This window comes from Dactylosporangium sp. CS-047395 (genome assembly GCF_050942185.1).
Lineage (GTDB): Bacteria > Actinomycetota > Actinomycetes > Mycobacteriales > Micromonosporaceae > Dactylosporangium.
In genome coordinates this window covers 1,260,778-1,274,892 of sequence record NZ_CP192015.1, presented here as the reverse complement: position 1 = coordinate 1,274,892, position 14,115 = coordinate 1,260,778, and the positions used below count along the sequence as shown (strand labels likewise).

12 protein-coding genes are annotated in these 14,115 nt (G+C 71.5%); 5 read left to right on the top strand and 7 right to left on the bottom strand.

The genetic code is table 11. From position 1 onward, the window contains the following. Positions 1 to 236: 236 nt before the first annotated feature. From ACQP00_RS05885 to ACQP00_RS05875, 3 genes are read right to left on the bottom strand one after another with little or no spacing between them, the layout of a single operon-like run. Positions 237 to 689, bottom strand: coding sequence for a response regulator (locus ACQP00_RS05885; RefSeq protein WP_433215454.1), 453 nt, complete (start codon positions 687 to 689; stop codon positions 237 to 239). Next, positions 686 to 2,251, bottom strand: coding sequence for a sensor histidine kinase (locus ACQP00_RS05880; RefSeq protein ID WP_433215451.1), 1,566 nt, complete (start codon positions 2,249 to 2,251; stop codon positions 686 to 688). Before ACQP00_RS05880 ends, ACQP00_RS05885 begins: the two co-directional genes overlap by 4 nt. Then, positions 2,248 to 3,468 carry a PP2C family protein-serine/threonine phosphatase gene (locus ACQP00_RS05875; RefSeq protein ID WP_433215448.1) on the bottom strand — a complete coding sequence of 407 codons (1,221 nt, stop codon included), beginning with the start codon at positions 3,466 to 3,468 and terminating at the stop codon, positions 2,248 to 2,250. Before ACQP00_RS05875 ends, ACQP00_RS05880 begins: the two co-directional genes overlap by 4 nt. 213 nt (positions 3,469 to 3,681) lie before the next feature. Between ACQP00_RS05875 and ACQP00_RS05870 the strand changes: the two genes are divergently transcribed. The 3 genes from ACQP00_RS05870 to ACQP00_RS05860 all read left to right on the top strand — a co-directional run bounded on the left by ACQP00_RS05870 (position 3,682) and on the right by ACQP00_RS05860 (position 6,409). After that, complete coding sequence (locus tag ACQP00_RS05870) at positions 3,682 to 5,253, top strand: Na+/H+ antiporter (RefSeq protein ID WP_433215445.1); 1,572 nt, start codon at positions 3,682 to 3,684, stop codon at positions 5,251 to 5,253. Then, positions 5,250 to 5,507 carry a UBP-type zinc finger domain-containing protein gene (locus tag ACQP00_RS05865; protein ID WP_433215442.1) on the top strand — a complete coding sequence of 86 codons (258 nt, stop codon included), beginning with the start codon at positions 5,250 to 5,252 and terminating at the stop codon, positions 5,505 to 5,507. The genes ACQP00_RS05870 and ACQP00_RS05865 overlap by 4 nt, the downstream gene beginning before the upstream one ends. A 179-nt stretch (positions 5,508 to 5,686) precedes the next feature. After that, complete coding sequence (locus ACQP00_RS05860; protein ID WP_433215439.1) at positions 5,687 to 6,409, top strand: DedA family protein; 723 nt, start codon at positions 5,687 to 5,689, stop codon at positions 6,407 to 6,409. A gap of 256 nt (positions 6,410 to 6,665) precedes the next feature. Here the strand turns inward: ACQP00_RS05860 and ACQP00_RS05855 are convergent, their stop codons facing one another. From ACQP00_RS05855 to ACQP00_RS05840, 4 genes are all read right to left on the bottom strand, one after another. Then, the gene (locus ACQP00_RS05855) at positions 6,666 to 8,021 is read right to left on the bottom strand and encodes a dipeptidase (RefSeq protein ID WP_433215436.1); all 1,356 of its coding nucleotides are present in this window, start codon (positions 8,019 to 8,021) and stop codon (positions 6,666 to 6,668) included. Positions 8,022 to 8,320: 299 nt separating this feature from the next. Further along, positions 8,321 to 9,406 (bottom strand): M48 family metallopeptidase, encoded by a 1,086-nt coding sequence (locus ACQP00_RS05850; protein WP_433215433.1) that lies wholly within the window; start codon positions 9,404 to 9,406, stop codon positions 8,321 to 8,323. Beyond that, positions 9,403 to 10,077: a uridine kinase family protein gene (locus tag ACQP00_RS05845; RefSeq protein ID WP_433215430.1), complete on the bottom strand. Its 675-nt coding sequence runs from the start codon at positions 10,075 to 10,077 to the stop codon at positions 9,403 to 9,405. Before ACQP00_RS05845 ends, ACQP00_RS05850 begins: the two co-directional genes overlap by 4 nt. 37 nt (positions 10,078 to 10,114) lie before the next feature. After that, positions 10,115 to 11,662, bottom strand: a complete 1,548-nt coding sequence (locus ACQP00_RS05840) for a cobyric acid synthase (RefSeq protein ID WP_433215428.1) — start codon at positions 11,660 to 11,662, stop codon at positions 10,115 to 10,117. Between the two features lie 98 nt (positions 11,663 to 11,760). Here ACQP00_RS05840 and ACQP00_RS05835 point away from each other — a divergent pair, with 98 nt between their 5' ends. Together ACQP00_RS05835 and ACQP00_RS05830 are read left to right on the top strand one after the other, a co-directional pair. Next, the gene (locus tag ACQP00_RS05835; protein WP_433215425.1) at positions 11,761 to 12,738 is read left to right on the top strand and encodes a cobalamin biosynthesis protein; all 978 of its coding nucleotides are present in this window, start codon (positions 11,761 to 11,763) and stop codon (positions 12,736 to 12,738) included. An 810-nt stretch (positions 12,739 to 13,548) separates the two neighbouring features. Continuing rightward, the gene (locus ACQP00_RS05830) at positions 13,549 to 14,115 is read left to right on the top strand and encodes a hypothetical protein (protein WP_433215422.1); all 567 of its coding nucleotides are present in this window, start codon (positions 13,549 to 13,551) and stop codon (positions 14,113 to 14,115) included.

Genomic DNA, 14,115 nt, shown 5'->3' with positions numbered 1-14,115 from the left:
GCGGATCTCGCCCGACCCGCGCAGCTCGCCCGACCCGCGCTTATGGCTGCCGCGCTTGTGGCTTCAGTCGCGCCGAGGCAGCTCGACGACGCTCGCCCGCACCGCGGCCCGGCGACGCTGAGCCGCCGTGCCGCAGCGGCTTGACCGTACGCAGTCGCACAGCGGCTTGACCACACCCCGGTCGCGCGGCGGCGGCGCAACCACGCTCAGCCGCGCGGGGCGCAGTTCGACAGCGCTCAGCTACGTGGCGGCAGCTTGACGACGCTCACGAAGAACTCGTCGATCTGACGTACCACGGCGATGAAGCTGTCGAAGTCCACCGGCTTCGTCACGTAGGCGTTGGCGTGCAGCGAGTAGCTGCGCAGGATGTCCTCGTCCGCCTGCGAGGTGGTCAGCACCACGACCGGGATGCGCCGCAGGTCCTGGTCCTCCTTGATGACCCCGAGCACCTCGCGCCCGTCGACCCGCGGCAGGTTGAGGTCGAGCAGGATCAGGTCGGGCCGGGTCGCGTCGGCGTACTTGCCCTCGCGCCGCAGGTACGCCAGCGCCTCCTCGCCGTCCTGCACCACGTTGAGCTTGTTGCGGACCTTGTGCTCCTCGAACGCCTCCTGCGTCATGAGCACGTCGCCCGGGTCGTCCTCGACGAGCAGCACCTCGATCGGCAGGGACGACTCCGCGGGTGCGGTCATGAGGCGGACTCCTCAGCAAGAGCGGGAACAGGTACCGGCAACGTGAACCGGAACAGCGTACCTTCACGCGGCGACGGATCGATCCAGATCCTTCCACCGTGGTACTCGACGATCTTCTTCGCGATGGCCAGCCCGATGCCGGTGCCGGGGTAGGTCTCCTTGGCGTGCAGGCGCTGGAAGATCACGAAGACCTTGTCGGCGAACTCGGGCTCGATGCCGATCCCGTTGTCCTCGACGCTGATCTCGAACTCGTCCTCGCCCGGGGTCGCCTGGATCACGATGCGCGGCGGCACGTCGGGCCGGCGGAACTTGATGGCGTTGCCGATGAGGTTGCTGAACAGCGCGCCCAGCAGCGGCTCCTCGCCGCGCACCACGGGCAGGTCGGTGAAGACGATCTCGGCGTTGGTCGCCTCGCGCTGGGCGTCGAACTGTGCGGCCGCGTCCTGGACCACCTTGTTGAGGTCGACGTCGGTGAACCCGTTCGTGAGCCGTCCGATGCGCGAGAAGGCGAGCAGGTCGTTGATCAGCCGCTGCATCCGCTGGGCCCCGTCGACCGCGAAGGCGATGTACTGGTCGGCGCGCTCGTCGAGCTGCCCGGAGTACCGACGCTGCAGCAGTTGACAGAAGCTCGCCACCTTGCGCAGCGGCTCCTGAAGGTCATGGCTGGCGACGTAGGCGAACTGCTCGAGGTCGCGGTTGGACCGGGTCAGCTCGGCCGCCTGCTGCTCCAGCATGCGGTTGGCCTCCTCGACCAGCCGCCGGGAGTCCTGCACGTCGGTGAGGTCGGCGTTGATCCGGCGGCGCATGGTGTCCACGTCGTCCGCGAGCGCCGTGAGCTCCGGCGGCCCGGTGCTCCTGATCTCGTACTCGTAGTCGCCCCCGGCCACCCGCCGCACCTCGCCGGCCAGGTCGGTGACGGGGCGCGTGACGAGCCGGCGCAGCAGGAAGGCCAGCACGATGCCGGCCACCACGACCACCACGGCGGCGAAGATCAGCAGGAGCACGAGGAGGTTGCCGCTGGTCCGGACCTGCCTGGTCACCTCGTCGCGACGGACCGACAGCAGCTGGGAGAGCGCGTTGATCTGGCCGGCGGCGTCGTTGTAGACGGCCCGCGACTGGTCGGTCGGCGCCGCGGTGTCCGGATTCACCCCGTTCGCCCGCGTCTGGCTGATCAGCGGTTCGGCGATTTCGCGGCGGTACCGTGCGGTGGCCGCGGCGATCCCGTCGACCGCGCTCAGCAGCTTCGGCTCGCCCGCGACCATGCGCCGCGTCTCGGCGATGATCGCCGCCTCCTGGCCCTGCCCGTCGCGGTAGTTGTCGAGATCCGAGTCCTTGCCGGTCAGCAGGTACGTGCGGACGCTGGACTGCTGGCGCAGCAACTGGGAGTACAAGCGCTCGGTGTTGACGAGTGCGGGCGTCAGGCGGTCCATCACCTGCTCGGTCTCGCTGCGGTTGGCCGCCGCCGTGACCGTGGCGCCGACCGCGATCACCACGAGGAGACCGGCGACGACGGCGCACAGTGCGGTGATGCGCCGCCACAGCGACCAGGTGGAGGGGTTCATGAGCTCCTCGAGGGGGTCAGCACGAGCACGGCGATGTCGTCCTGGACGGGACCGCCGTTGTGGGCCTCGGCCTGCAGCGTGAGCCAGCCGGGCAGGTCGCGGGGGTCGGCGCGGTGCGGGCCTTCGAGCACCCGGCACAGACCGTCGACGCCGAGGCGGTCGGCCGAGCGCGCGTCGGGCTCCGCGGCGCCTTCGATCAGCCCGTCGGTGTACAACAGCAGCGACCACTGCCCCGCCGGACCCAGCGGGATCTCGGCCGCCGGCCGGGGCATCCCCGGGATGACGCCCAGCACCAGGCCCGGGTCGACGTCGCACGGCGTCGCGCGGTTGCCGGAGATCAGAATCGGCGGCGGGTGGCCGGCCAGCCGGATGCGCACGGTGCTCGCCCGGAAGTCGACGGTGGCCACCGCCACGGTCGCGAACAGCTCGTCGGTGCGCCGCTCGGCCACCAGCACCTGTTCGAGGGAGTCGAGAATGTGCTCCTCGGGCACGCCGGCCAGCACCAGGGCGCGCCAGGCGACCCGCAGCGCGACGCCGAGCGGGGCCTCGTCGACCCCGTGCCCGCAGACGTCGCCGATGAGCAGGTGCAGCCGGCGGCCGCCGTCGACCCCGATCGCGTCGAAGAAGTCGCCGCCGAGCAGCGCGCGGTCGCGGCCGGGGCGGTAGATGTTGTACAGCTCGGCCGGCACGTCGCGCATGAGCGGCTGCGGGAGCAGGCCGCGCTCCAGCCGGGACGACTCGGCCTGGCGCAGCTCGGACTCGCGCAGCAGCCGGGCCTGCTCGTCGGCGCGCTTGCGCTCGACGGCGTAGCGCACGGCCCGGGCCAGCCCGGCCCCGTCGACCGAACCCTTGACCAGATAGTCCTGCGCGCCCTCGGCGACGGCGGCGGTGCCGAGATGCTCGTCCTCCAACCCGGTCAGCACGCAGACGGCGGCCCCGGCCACGTGCTGCAGCACCTGGCGCAGCCCGTCCAGGCCGCTGGCGTCGGGCAGGCCCAGGTCGAGCAGGATGCAGTGCACCTCGCGGAAGCGCGGGCGGGCCTCCCGGATCGTCTGCGCGACATCGACGTCGAACGGCGCGTCGGCCTCCGCGAGCAGCTCGCGGACCAGGAACGCGTCGCCCGGGTCGTCCTCGACGAGCAGCACGCGGATGCGCTCGCCGGCGAAGGGTCCGATCCGGCGGTCACGAAGGTCCACGGTCGTGCTGACGTCGGCCATGCCTCACCCCCGCCCGGAGGGACGAGATCTTTGCCGCTCGGCACACATGAGGACGATCCTCCCCTACGTCGCGGCTTGCTGCATGTGCGGGAAGAGTGTCTCAGGCCCGGGCCCGGTCTTGCACGCGCCGGTCACCCGCGCGGTTGCCGGACTGTCCGTGTGGCGCCCGTCACTCGTCTCAGTGGCGGAGCGCACCGTGGATAAGCTTCGCCCGTGCACGGGCTCGAAAACATCGTCGGACTCATCGCGGTCGTGGTCGCCACCTCGGTGCTGGCCCGCCGGATCGGCATGCTGTCGCCGATCCTGCTGGTCATCGTCGGCATCGTGATCTCGTTCATTCCCGGGGTCCTGGAGGTCGAGCTCGACCCCGAGGTGGTGCTGATCGGCATCCTGCCGCCGATCCTCTACGTCGCCGCGCTGGAGACCTCGGTGCCGGCGTTCAAGTTCAACCTGCGCCCGATCCTGCTGCTGGCGGTCGGGCTCGTGCTGTTCACCACGGCGGCCGTGGGGTTCACGCTGCAGATGTTGCTGCCGGGAGTACCACTGGCGGCCTGTCTTGCCCTTGGCGCCGTCGTGGCACCGCCCGATGCCGTCGCGGCCACGGCGGTCGCCCGGCGCATCGGGCTGCCGCGCAACGTGGTCACCGTCCTGGAGGGCGAGAGCCTAATCAACGATGCGACCGCCCTGGTCACGCTGCGGGTCGCGGTGGCCGCCGCGGTCGGCACGGCGATGGACGGGTGGTCGATCACCAAGGAGGCCTCGATCGCGGTCCTGGGCGGCGTCGCCCTCGGCGTGGCGGGTGCACTGCTCATCGGCTTCGTGCACAAGCGGGTCACCAACCCGCTCATCGACAACGCGGTCTCGCTGCTCACCCCGTGGCTGGTGTTCCTGCCGGCCGAGTCCATCCACGCGTCCGGGGTGGTCGCGGTCGTGGTCTGCGGCCTGTCGCTGGGCCACCGGATGCCGACCCTGATGTCGGCCGCCTCCCGGCTGCAGATGGACGCCTTCTGGCGGATGGTGAAGTTCCTGCTCGAAGGGGCCGTCTTCCTGCTCGTCGGGCTCCAGCTGCGCGCGCTCATCGCCGACGTGGAGCGCTCGTTCGCGTTCACGATGGGCGCCCTGGCCGCCGTGGTCGGCGTGGTGATCGTGGCGCGGATCGTGTGGCTGTTCCCCACGGCGTACCTCGCCCGCCTGCTCCCCCGCGCCCGCCGCAACGGCCAGCGCGCCTCCCTCGCCGGGCCGGCCGTCATCTCCTGGGCCGGCATGCGCGGCGCGGTGACGCTCGCCGCCGCGCTCTCGCTGCCCGAGACGCTCGCGAACGGCGATCACTACCCGCGCGGCCTGTTCGTCATCCTCGCCTTCGGCGTCATCGTGGCCACCCTGGTGCTGCAGGGCGCGACCCTCCCCGCGGTCGCGCGCCGGCTGAAGGTGCCCGGCGACGATCGGACCGAGGATGCCCTGGCCGAGGCGTCGGTACAGCACGAGGCCTCGCGAGCCGGCAAGGCCCGCCTGGAGGAGATCGCCGGCGACGCGCCCGACGGCGTCGTGGAGCGCCTCCGGCAGATGGCCCTGAGCCGCTCCAACATGGCCTGGGAGCGGCTGGGCCGCTCGGACCGGGAAACCCCGTCCGCCGCGTACGCCCGGCTGCGCCGCGAGATGCTGGGCGCGGAGCGGGATGTTTTCCGCAAGGCCCGGGACTCGGGAAGAATCCCGGAGGAGACGCTGCGCCAGGCGCAGCGCGACATGGACCTGGAAGAGTCACTGCTCGAGCGGGGGGATCTGTGACCTGCGTGCATCTGGAGGCGGCGGAGAAGGTTGAGCCGCCGGAGGTGGACGGCTGCCCGGAATGCGTGGCGGGCGGCTTCACCGACTGGGTACACCTGCGCCAGTGCCTGGCGTGCGGCCATGTGGCCTGCTGCGACTCGTCGCCGCGCCGGCACGCCACCCAGCATTTCCTCCTCAGCCATCACCCGGTGATGCAATCGATCGAACCGGGCGAGTTCTGGCGCTGGTGCTTCGTCCACGAGACGTTGGGTTAGTTCGCCGGTGGTTCCCACCTGCGGGTATGCGTGTTCTCAGCCATTTCAAAGGAGACGCGGGACACAATCGTCTGCAGTTGGGCATGCGTTCGGGTGCAACCGTGTTGCCATGGTCAACGGGGGAAGTGTTCGTTTCTGGTAGGGGGCCGGGGCATGGCGAGTCCGAGATGGTGAGCACCGTGCTGGACCTCGTGTCCACACCGAGCGTCCTGTACGCCACGGTTCTCGTCCTGCTCACCATTGACGCCTTCGTTCCCGTCGTACCCGCACAGGCCCTGATGATCGGCGGCGGCATCCTGTCCGCGTCCGGCCACGTCCAGCTCGCGCTGCTCGTGCTCTCCGGCGCCGCCGGGGTGGTCGCCGGCGACCTGCTGGCCTTCCTGGTCGGCCGCCGCCTGGCCCGCCGGGGCGAGCGCCGCTCGCGGGTTCCCCGGCGCGCGGCCAAGGTGACCGCCTGGCTGCACGAGGCGATGCAGCGCCACATCTTCCTCGCCGTGCTCTTCTGCCGCTTCATCCCGGCGGGCCGCATGGTCACCGCGCTGTACGCGGGCCGCAACGGCGTCTCGACCCGCAAGTTCGCCACCTACGACGTGGTCGCGGCGATGCTCTGGGCCACGTACGGCGCGCTGCTCGGCCACTTCGGCGGCGAGGCGATGGCGGAGTCGTCGTGGCTGCCGCTGCTGCTGGTCGCCGCCGGTGCCCTGCTGTTCGTGGCGGGGGCGCCGCTGCTGGGCCTGGCGACGCGGATGCGCAAGCCGGCGGTGCGGCCGATCCGGATCCGGCGGCAGCGCTCGGCCATGGAGACGCTGGCGGCGGTCGAGCCGCTGGCCGCGATTCAGGTGCTGGCCGCGGCGGAGGCTGTTGTCGTCTCGGCCAATGGGCTGGAAGCTACTCCGCAGTAATTCAATTTTGTGGGGGACGAAATGTCGGGCGCTGGCGCGCCGGGACGAAATGTCGGGCGCTGGCGCGCCGGGACGAAATGTCGGGCGCTGGCGCGCCGGGACGAAATGTCGGGCGCTGGCGCGCCGGGACGAAATGTCGGGCGCTGGCGCGCCGGGACGAAATGTCGGGCGCTGGCGCGCCGCGACATTTCGGACTTATACCCCGACGGGGGATTGCGCCGGAATGCCCGACTTTTGGCCGGGCATTCTTCGCATTTCAGGCGTTGAGCTGAGCGACCTTGGCGAGCAGCAGTGCCTCGGCGATGCACACCCGCTCGAACTCGGCGAGGTGCAGGCTCTCGTTCGGTCCGTGCGCGAGCGTCTCCGGGTCCTCGACGCCGGTCACGAGGATCGCCGCCTTCGGGAACATCTCCTGGAACGTCGCGATGAACGGGATCGACCCGCCGACGCCCATGTCGACCGGCTGCGCCCCGTCCCAGGCGGCCGTGAACGCCGCGCGCGCCGCGTCGTACGCCGGCCCGGTCGCATCGATGGTGCACGGCTCGCCGAGCTGTTCGAGCTCGATGTCCACGTGCACCCCCCAGGGCGCGTGCCGGCGGAGGTGGGCGCTGATCGCCTCGTACACCCGCTGGGCTGAATCCCCGGGTGCGATGCGCACACTGAACTTCGCCTTGGCCCGCGGGATCAACGCGTTTGGAGCGCCCTGCGTCGCCGGGGCGTCGATGCCGAGAATCGAGATCGAAGGGTGCGTCCAGACCCGTTCGACCAGGCTGCCGGTACCGAGCAGCTGTACCCCCTCCAGCAGGCCCGCCTCGTGCCGGAACCGGTCCTCGGGGTACACCAGCGGCGCCGCCTCCTTGCGCAGCAGCCCCTCCACGGCCACGTCCCCGTTGTCGTCGTGCAGGCTCGCGATCAGCCGCGACAGGGAAATCAGCGCGTCCGGCACCGCCCCGCCGAACATTCCGCTGTGTACCGCGTTCTGCAGCACCTTCACCTCGACGAACCCGTTCACGATGCCGCGCAGTCCGGTCGTGAGCGCCGGCTGGCCGATCGCCCAGTTGCCGGAGTCGGCGATCACGATCACGTCGGCGGCGATCTCGTCCCGGTACTCCCGGAGCAGGTCCTCGAGCGACTCCGAGCCGTACTCCTCCTCGCCCTCGATGAACACCACGACACCGACGGGCAGGTCGTCTCCGAACGCGCGCAGCGCCGCCACGTGGGCCATGACGCCGGCCTTGTCGTCGGCGACCCCGCGGCCGTACAGGCGCCCGTCGCGCTCGACCGGCTCGAACGGGTCGCTCGTCCAGTGCTTCAGGTCGCCCGTGGGCTGCACGTCGTGGTGCGCGTACAACAGCACGGTGGGCGCCCCGGCCGGGGCCGGCTTCCGCCCGATCACCGCGGGCTGGCCGCCCTTGCGCACGATCTTCACATCGGGCAGTCCCGCCCCGCGCAGCAGCTCGGCCACGGCTTCGGCCGAACGCTCGACGTGGCTGTGATCAAACCCGGCGAACGCGATGCCCGGAATCCGGACAAGCGCTTCCAGATCGGCGCGTACGCCCGGCATCTCCCGCCGGATCGCGGCGCGAAGTTCTTCCTCGGTTCGCACTGTCATACGCCGAACTTACTGCGCACGCCACGCCGGCGCGCTCGGCGCCCCGTTTCCGCCCGCCCCTTCTCACACCCCCGCCGGCCGTCTGGGGCCACCTCGGAACCGCACACCGCCGACAACGCTCACCCGGGCCCCGCTTCGGAGCGCTCCACCGCGGCGCGGCCCCAATGCTCACCCGCGCCTCGTCCCGGAGCGCTCCACCTCGGCGCGGCCCGGAGCGCTCCACCTCGGCGCGGCCCGGAGCGCTCAACCTCGGCGCGGCCCGGACCTCTCAGCCCAGTGCCGCGCCGTGGCAGCGAACCCTACGACTCCGCCGTACGCCCGCCCCCGCCGTCGGTCCCGTCCCCGCGCATCCAGCCCCGCATCCGCCCGGCCCCGGCGCCGACCCATCCGCCGACGTCCGCCGCCCCGTCCCCGAGCTTGCGCAGCAGCGACACGAGCGGGTCCTGCGACCGGCTGAACGCCTCGCGGTACGAGTTCGCCGCCGCCTTGATCTCCTCGCTCACCGACGCGTTGCCATCGTCGTCCCGCCGCGGGTAATCCCCGGACAGGATCCGCTGGTACTCCCCGCTGTCCACCCAGGCCCGCACCTCGGCCGCCCGCGCCACCGGCATCGGGTGCGACCGCGCGGTCACCATCCGGATCTTGATCAGGCTGTCGCGGAGATCCCCGGCCCGATCGAACTCGGCCGCCTGCTCCAGGAACGCCGTCGTGTCGACCTCCGACAGATCCCCGCCGCCGGCCAGCTTCATGGCCAGCCGCAGCGACGCCGCCGGGTCCTGGCAGGCGAGCAGCCCGGCCCGATCGGCCGACAGCTCCGCCTTGCGCCACCACTCCATGAGCGCGGCCACGATCGCCCGGAGCACCATCGACCCGACCGGCAGCCAGGCCAACCGGATCGCCCAGTCCGTCAGAATCATGACCATCGTCCGGTACACCGCGTGCCCACTGATCAAATGCCCGAGCTCATGCCCGAGCATGCAGCGCAGCTCTTCGTCGTCGAGCAGCTCCACGGCCCCGGAGTTCACCACGATGAACGGCTTCGACATGCCGATGCACATGCCGTTGATGTTCCGGTCCTGCTGCACGTACAGCTCCGGCAGCTCGGCCACGTCCAGCGCCGCCGCCGCCTCGGCGAGCAGCCGATGCACCCGCGGGTACTGCCGGTGATCGACCCGAATCGCATTGCCCAGGAACTGCAGCCGCCACGCCCGCTCGTTCCACAGCGCGTGCAGTGACTTGAGCACATCGTCGAATCCGCGCAACTCCCGCAGCGCCACCAGGGCGCCCCGGTCGGCCGGGTGCTCCCAGGCCCGGGAGCTGATCCCGGTCAGCACCACCCGCCGTCGCGCCGGAGGATTACCGCCTTGCGCCTCGTCAGTGCTCATCCGCTCCGCTCCTCCCCGTCCGGCCTGCTTTCCGGATCGTCCCTCAGTGTTGCGCCACCCGTCCACCCGCTCGTGCCGATGATGTACTCAATTTCCGCATCATGCGCCTCCGCGGCCGCCCCGTCGACCAGCACATCCACGGCCGTTTCGGGCCGGTCCTCGGCGAAATGCCCGTCTTCGGCGGCCATCCACCTTTCCCACTCCGCCCGCAGCCGCTCCCCGTCCCGCTCCAGCCCCCGCCGCAACCGCAGCTCCCGCGGCGCCCCGACCAGCACCGCGAGCGTCAGATCCGCCCGCATCCCCACCGACGCGCTGCCCACCCCCTCCACGATCAACACATCCGGCACCACCACGGCCGTCCAGTCGTCGACGAGCTGTTCCCGCTCCCAGTCGTACCGCCGATACGCCCCCGCCTGCCCCCGCCGCAACGGCTCGAGCACCCACTCCCGCATCCGCGGCTGCCAGATGAGCAACTTGCTCCACCCATCCAGGAAGTCATCGGTGTGCAGCACCGCCACCCGCCGCGACCGCCCCAACTCCCGAGCCAGCCGCCCGGCGAACGTCGTCTTCCCAGCCCCGGCCCGCCCGTCAACCCCCACGAGCCGCACCGCCCCCAGCCGAGCCGGCCGCTCCAGCACCGTCCCCGCCAGCCCCGCAAACGTCCCCTTCACAGCTCCCCCGCTCCTTGTCCCTGAACCCGTCGGACCGCTACCGCAGTCCCACGGTGATCGTCGGCAGTCCCTTGGGCGCGCCCCCCTCGATCAGCCGCCACAGCGCCTCGGTGTCGAGATGCTCCTCCACCAGGTCCCCGAGCACATCCACGGTCCGCTCCCGCAGCGCCGCGAACGAAGTATCCGGCGCCACCTCAAATCCATGCCGCCCGGCCAGCCGAGCCGCCTCCATCAGAAACGCCCGCCGAAACCCGTCCGACTCGAACGCCCCGTGCCAATGCGTCCCGAACACGTTCCCTTCCACTGCCCCCTCCCCGGTCCCGTCCGCCAGCCGGATCAGCGGCTGGGAGGCGGCCCGGGTGACCTGCCCGTGATGGATCTCGTACCCCCGCACCGCCACCCCGCCGAACGCCGTCCCACTCGGCAACGCCAGCGTCTTGCGCTCGGCGAACGCGATGTCGACCGGCAGCAGCCCGAGCCCGGCGACGGTGCCCCGCCCGCTCTCCACCTCGTCGTCGATCCGCTCCGCCAGCATCTGGAACCCGCCGCAGATCCCGAGCACCGGCCGCCCCGCCTTGGCGTGCCGCACGATCGCGTCCGCCAGCCCTCGTTCCCGCAGCCAGGCCAGGTCGTCCACAGTGGACTTACTGCCGGGCACGACCACCAGGTCCACGTCGGCCAGGTCCGCCGCCTCCACCGTCAGCCGCACCTGCACCCCCGGCTCGCAGGCCACCGCCTCGGCGTCCGTAGCGTTCGACAGCCGCGGCAGCCGCACCACCGCCACCCGCAACCACTGGCTCCCGCGCGCCGGCGCCGGCCGCCCCAGCACCCGCCCGTCGTACGCCAACGAATCCTCGGCATCCAGCCACAAGTCATCCGACCACGGCACCACCCCGAACGTCGGCCGCCCGGTCAGCGCCGTCAGCGACTCCACCCCCGGCCGCAACAGCCCCGAGTCACCCCGGAACTTGTTGATCACGAACCCGCTCACCAGCGCCTGGTCCTCGGCGTCCAGCAGCGCGACCGTCCCGAACAGCGCCGCGAACACCCCGCCCCGATCGATGTCCCCGACCACGATCACCGGCAGGTCCGCCGCCCGCGCCAGCCCCATGTTGGCCAGGTCCATCGCCCGCAGGTTGATCTCCGCCGGGCTGCCCGCCCCCTCGCAGATCACCACGTCGTGCCGCCGCCGCAGATCCGCCAGCGTCTCCAGCACCGTCCCCCGCAGCCGGTCCTTGATCTCCGCGTAGTTCGCCGCCCCGATGTGCCCGACCGCCTGCCCGAGCACGATCACCTGGCTGCGGCGATCCGATCCAGGCTTCAGCAGTACCGGATTGAAGCGCACACTCGGCGCCAGCCCACACGCCACCGCCTGCAACGCCTGCGCCCGCCCGATCTCACCGCCGGTCCCGTCCGGCTCGATCGCCACCGCCGAGTTGTTCGACATGTTCTGCGCCTTGAACGGCGCCACGTTGACTCCCCGCCGATGCAGCCACCGGCAGATTCCCGCCGTCAGCAGGCTCTTCCCCGCATCCGACGTTGTTCCCGCGACGAGCAGACCACCCTTGCCTTCCACGCCGCTCATTCTGGACCCGGGGTACGACAAAACTTGGAATGCCCCCTCTGAGCAGCCAAATCCCAGCCCCACCCAAAACTGTCACACCCCCCCGGTACGTTCCCCCCATGAGCTCCAAGGCAGGCGCAACAGCAGACGCGATCGGCATAGCCCTGGGCGCGCTCCTCGACGCGATCTTCGGCGACCCCCGCCGCTGGCACCCGGTAGCCGGCTTCGGCCGCTTCGCCGGCGCCCTCGAACGCCGCCTCTACGCCGACTCCCGCCAGGCCGGCGCCCGCTTCACCGCCCTGGCGGTCGGCCTCCCGGTCCTGGCCGCGGCCGCCGCCGCCCGCCTCACCCGCAACCGCCCCCTGGCCCGCACCGCCCTGACCGCCGCCGCCACCTGGTCAGCCCTGGGCGGCACCAGCCTCGCCCGCGAGGGCCGCATCATGGCCGACAAGCTGGAAGCCGGCGACCTGCCAGCCGCCCGCGCCCAGCTCCCCAACCTCTGCGGCCGCGCCCCCTCCGCCCTGGACTCCCCCGACCTGGCGAGAGCAACGGTCGAGTCCCTGGCCGAAAACACCTCCGACGCCATCGTGGCCCCGCTGTTCTGGGCCGCGGTCGCCGGAGTCCCCGGCATCGTCGCCTACCGGGCCGTGAACACCCTCGATGCCATGGTGGGCCACCGTTCCAGCAAATACGCCCGCTTCGGTACTCCCAGTGCCCGCCTGGACGACGCCGCCAACCTCGCCCCCGCACGCTTGACCGCCGCCCTGACTGTAGCCGCCGCCCCCTTGGTAGGCGGCAGCCCCACCGAGACCCTGCGCACCTGGCTGCGCGACGGCTCCCACCACCCCAGCCCCAACTCAGGCCAATGCGAGTCCGCCGCCGCCGGCGCCCTCGGCGTCCGCCTGGGCGGCCGCAACGTCTACGGCACCCGCGTCGAGGTCCGCCCCCACCTGGGCAACGGCCGCCCGCCAACCCCCGCCGACGTACGCCGAGCCGCCACCCTGACCCTCGCCGTCGGCACCGCCGCCGTAGCCCTGGCCACCCTCACCCGCCTAACCCTGTCCCGCCGCCGCCGCCGAAAACCCGCTCCCCGCTGAGCACCCCGGCCCAGGCCCCGCGCGCAGCCAAATCGAAGCGGCCCAGTCAGCCAAGCCCGCCGCCGTCGATCCGAAGCACCCGAGCACCTCGGCCAGGCCCGTGCGCGTAGCCGGGGTCGCCGCGGCGCCCTGCAGACCGCCCTGCCAGTGCGCCGCCCACCCGGCGGCCGGCAAGCGAGGGTCACGGCGCTCAACGGTTTCCGCGTCGGTCGAGGAGCACAACGCGGCCACAAGACCGAGCGGCGCAATTGGCCAAGCCCGCCGCCGTCGATCCGCGCACCCCGCTGCCCCGGATTCCCGCGCCGCCACCGGACCGAACTGTCGCGGGCATGCCGAGCAACCCCCAGTCACGCACGATCGACCCACGACCAGCGACCTGCGACGAGAGCAGCGACCCGCAAGCAGCGACTGGACCGGACCAGCGACCAGCGACCAGCGACCAGCGACCAGCGACCAGCGACCAGCGAATCACCCTCGCGGAAGATCGACGGGTCGGTTGGAGGCGCGATCCAGGCGGCGCGATCCAGGCGCGTCAGTCCACCCCGGACCGCCGCGCGCAACCCGTCATCCGGTGCGCCCGACGACCCGTGCAGCCGGATGTGTTCGTGTCGGTGCGTTCGGTTACGTGAGCGGGCACCTCCGGGCGGCGGTTGCGGTCCGTCATCGAATCGATGCATACATACTGAGGTGAATATGGACACGTATGAGTGGAGCTAGCAGGGGGTGAGGGGCGCGGAGTGGGCTTCTAGCAAGCAGATGGCGCAAAAACAAGAGCTTGTCTCGCATCCGTCACGGTCTTAGTTTGCACTCGTGCAGCTCGTGCTCCTCCCCGTTCTCGCGCCGCTTCGTGACGGTCGTCGCGACGACGTGCATGCGCCCGTGCTCGATGAGTTCATGGGTGGTCTGGGAGTCGGCTACAGCTACGGCCCACCGTTCGGCCAGCGTCTCGTGACGTGGGCCGACCTGCAACGCATGGAGCTTCCCCGCCGCATGCTGTGCCGCCAGGCCGCGTACAACCTTGATGCACGGCTCGATTCGGTTGGCATTCACGGTCAGCCGCCGGCCCTCATGCTCAATTTTGAGGGCATCGCCTCCAGCCTGTTGCTGGCCGAGGGGGTCTGGGCGAGTCTCGAACGTTCGGTGCCCGGCGAGCTCGTCGTCGGCGTGCCCGCGCGCGATGTGGTCATTGTGACCGGGTCGCAGTCGCCGCCGGGACTGGCCAAGGTGCGGCGGGCCGTCGACCGGGTGTTCTTCGCCGGCGACCGGCATCTGTTGTCCCGCAAGCTGCTGGTACGGCGGCGGGGTATCTGGGAGCAGTTCGCCCCCAACCAGTCGCGCGCTCCCGAGGCCGCGTACTCGGACACCGCCCCGTTCTGA

Coding starts and splice junctions, on each gene's coding strand:
- ACQP00_RS05835 (WP_433215425.1), top strand. CDS start 11,761: ATGAGCTCCAAGGCAGGCGCAACAGCAGACGCGATCGGCATAGCCCTG.
- ACQP00_RS05855 (WP_433215436.1), bottom strand. CDS start 8,021: ATGACAGTGCGAACCGAGGAAGAACTTCGCGCCGCGATCCGGCGGGAG.
- ACQP00_RS05850 (WP_433215433.1), bottom strand. CDS start 9,406: ATGAGCACTGACGAGGCGCAAGGCGGTAATCCTCCGGCGCGACGGCGG.
- ACQP00_RS05875 (WP_433215448.1), bottom strand. CDS start 3,468: ATGGCCGACGTCAGCACGACCGTGGACCTTCGTGACCGCCGGATCGGA.
- ACQP00_RS05880 (WP_433215451.1), bottom strand. CDS start 2,251: ATGAACCCCTCCACCTGGTCGCTGTGGCGGCGCATCACCGCACTGTGC.
- ACQP00_RS05885 (WP_433215454.1), bottom strand. CDS start 689: ATGACCGCACCCGCGGAGTCGTCCCTGCCGATCGAGGTGCTGCTCGTC.
- ACQP00_RS05840 (WP_433215428.1), bottom strand. CDS start 11,662: ATGAGCGGCGTGGAAGGCAAGGGTGGTCTGCTCGTCGCGGGAACAACG.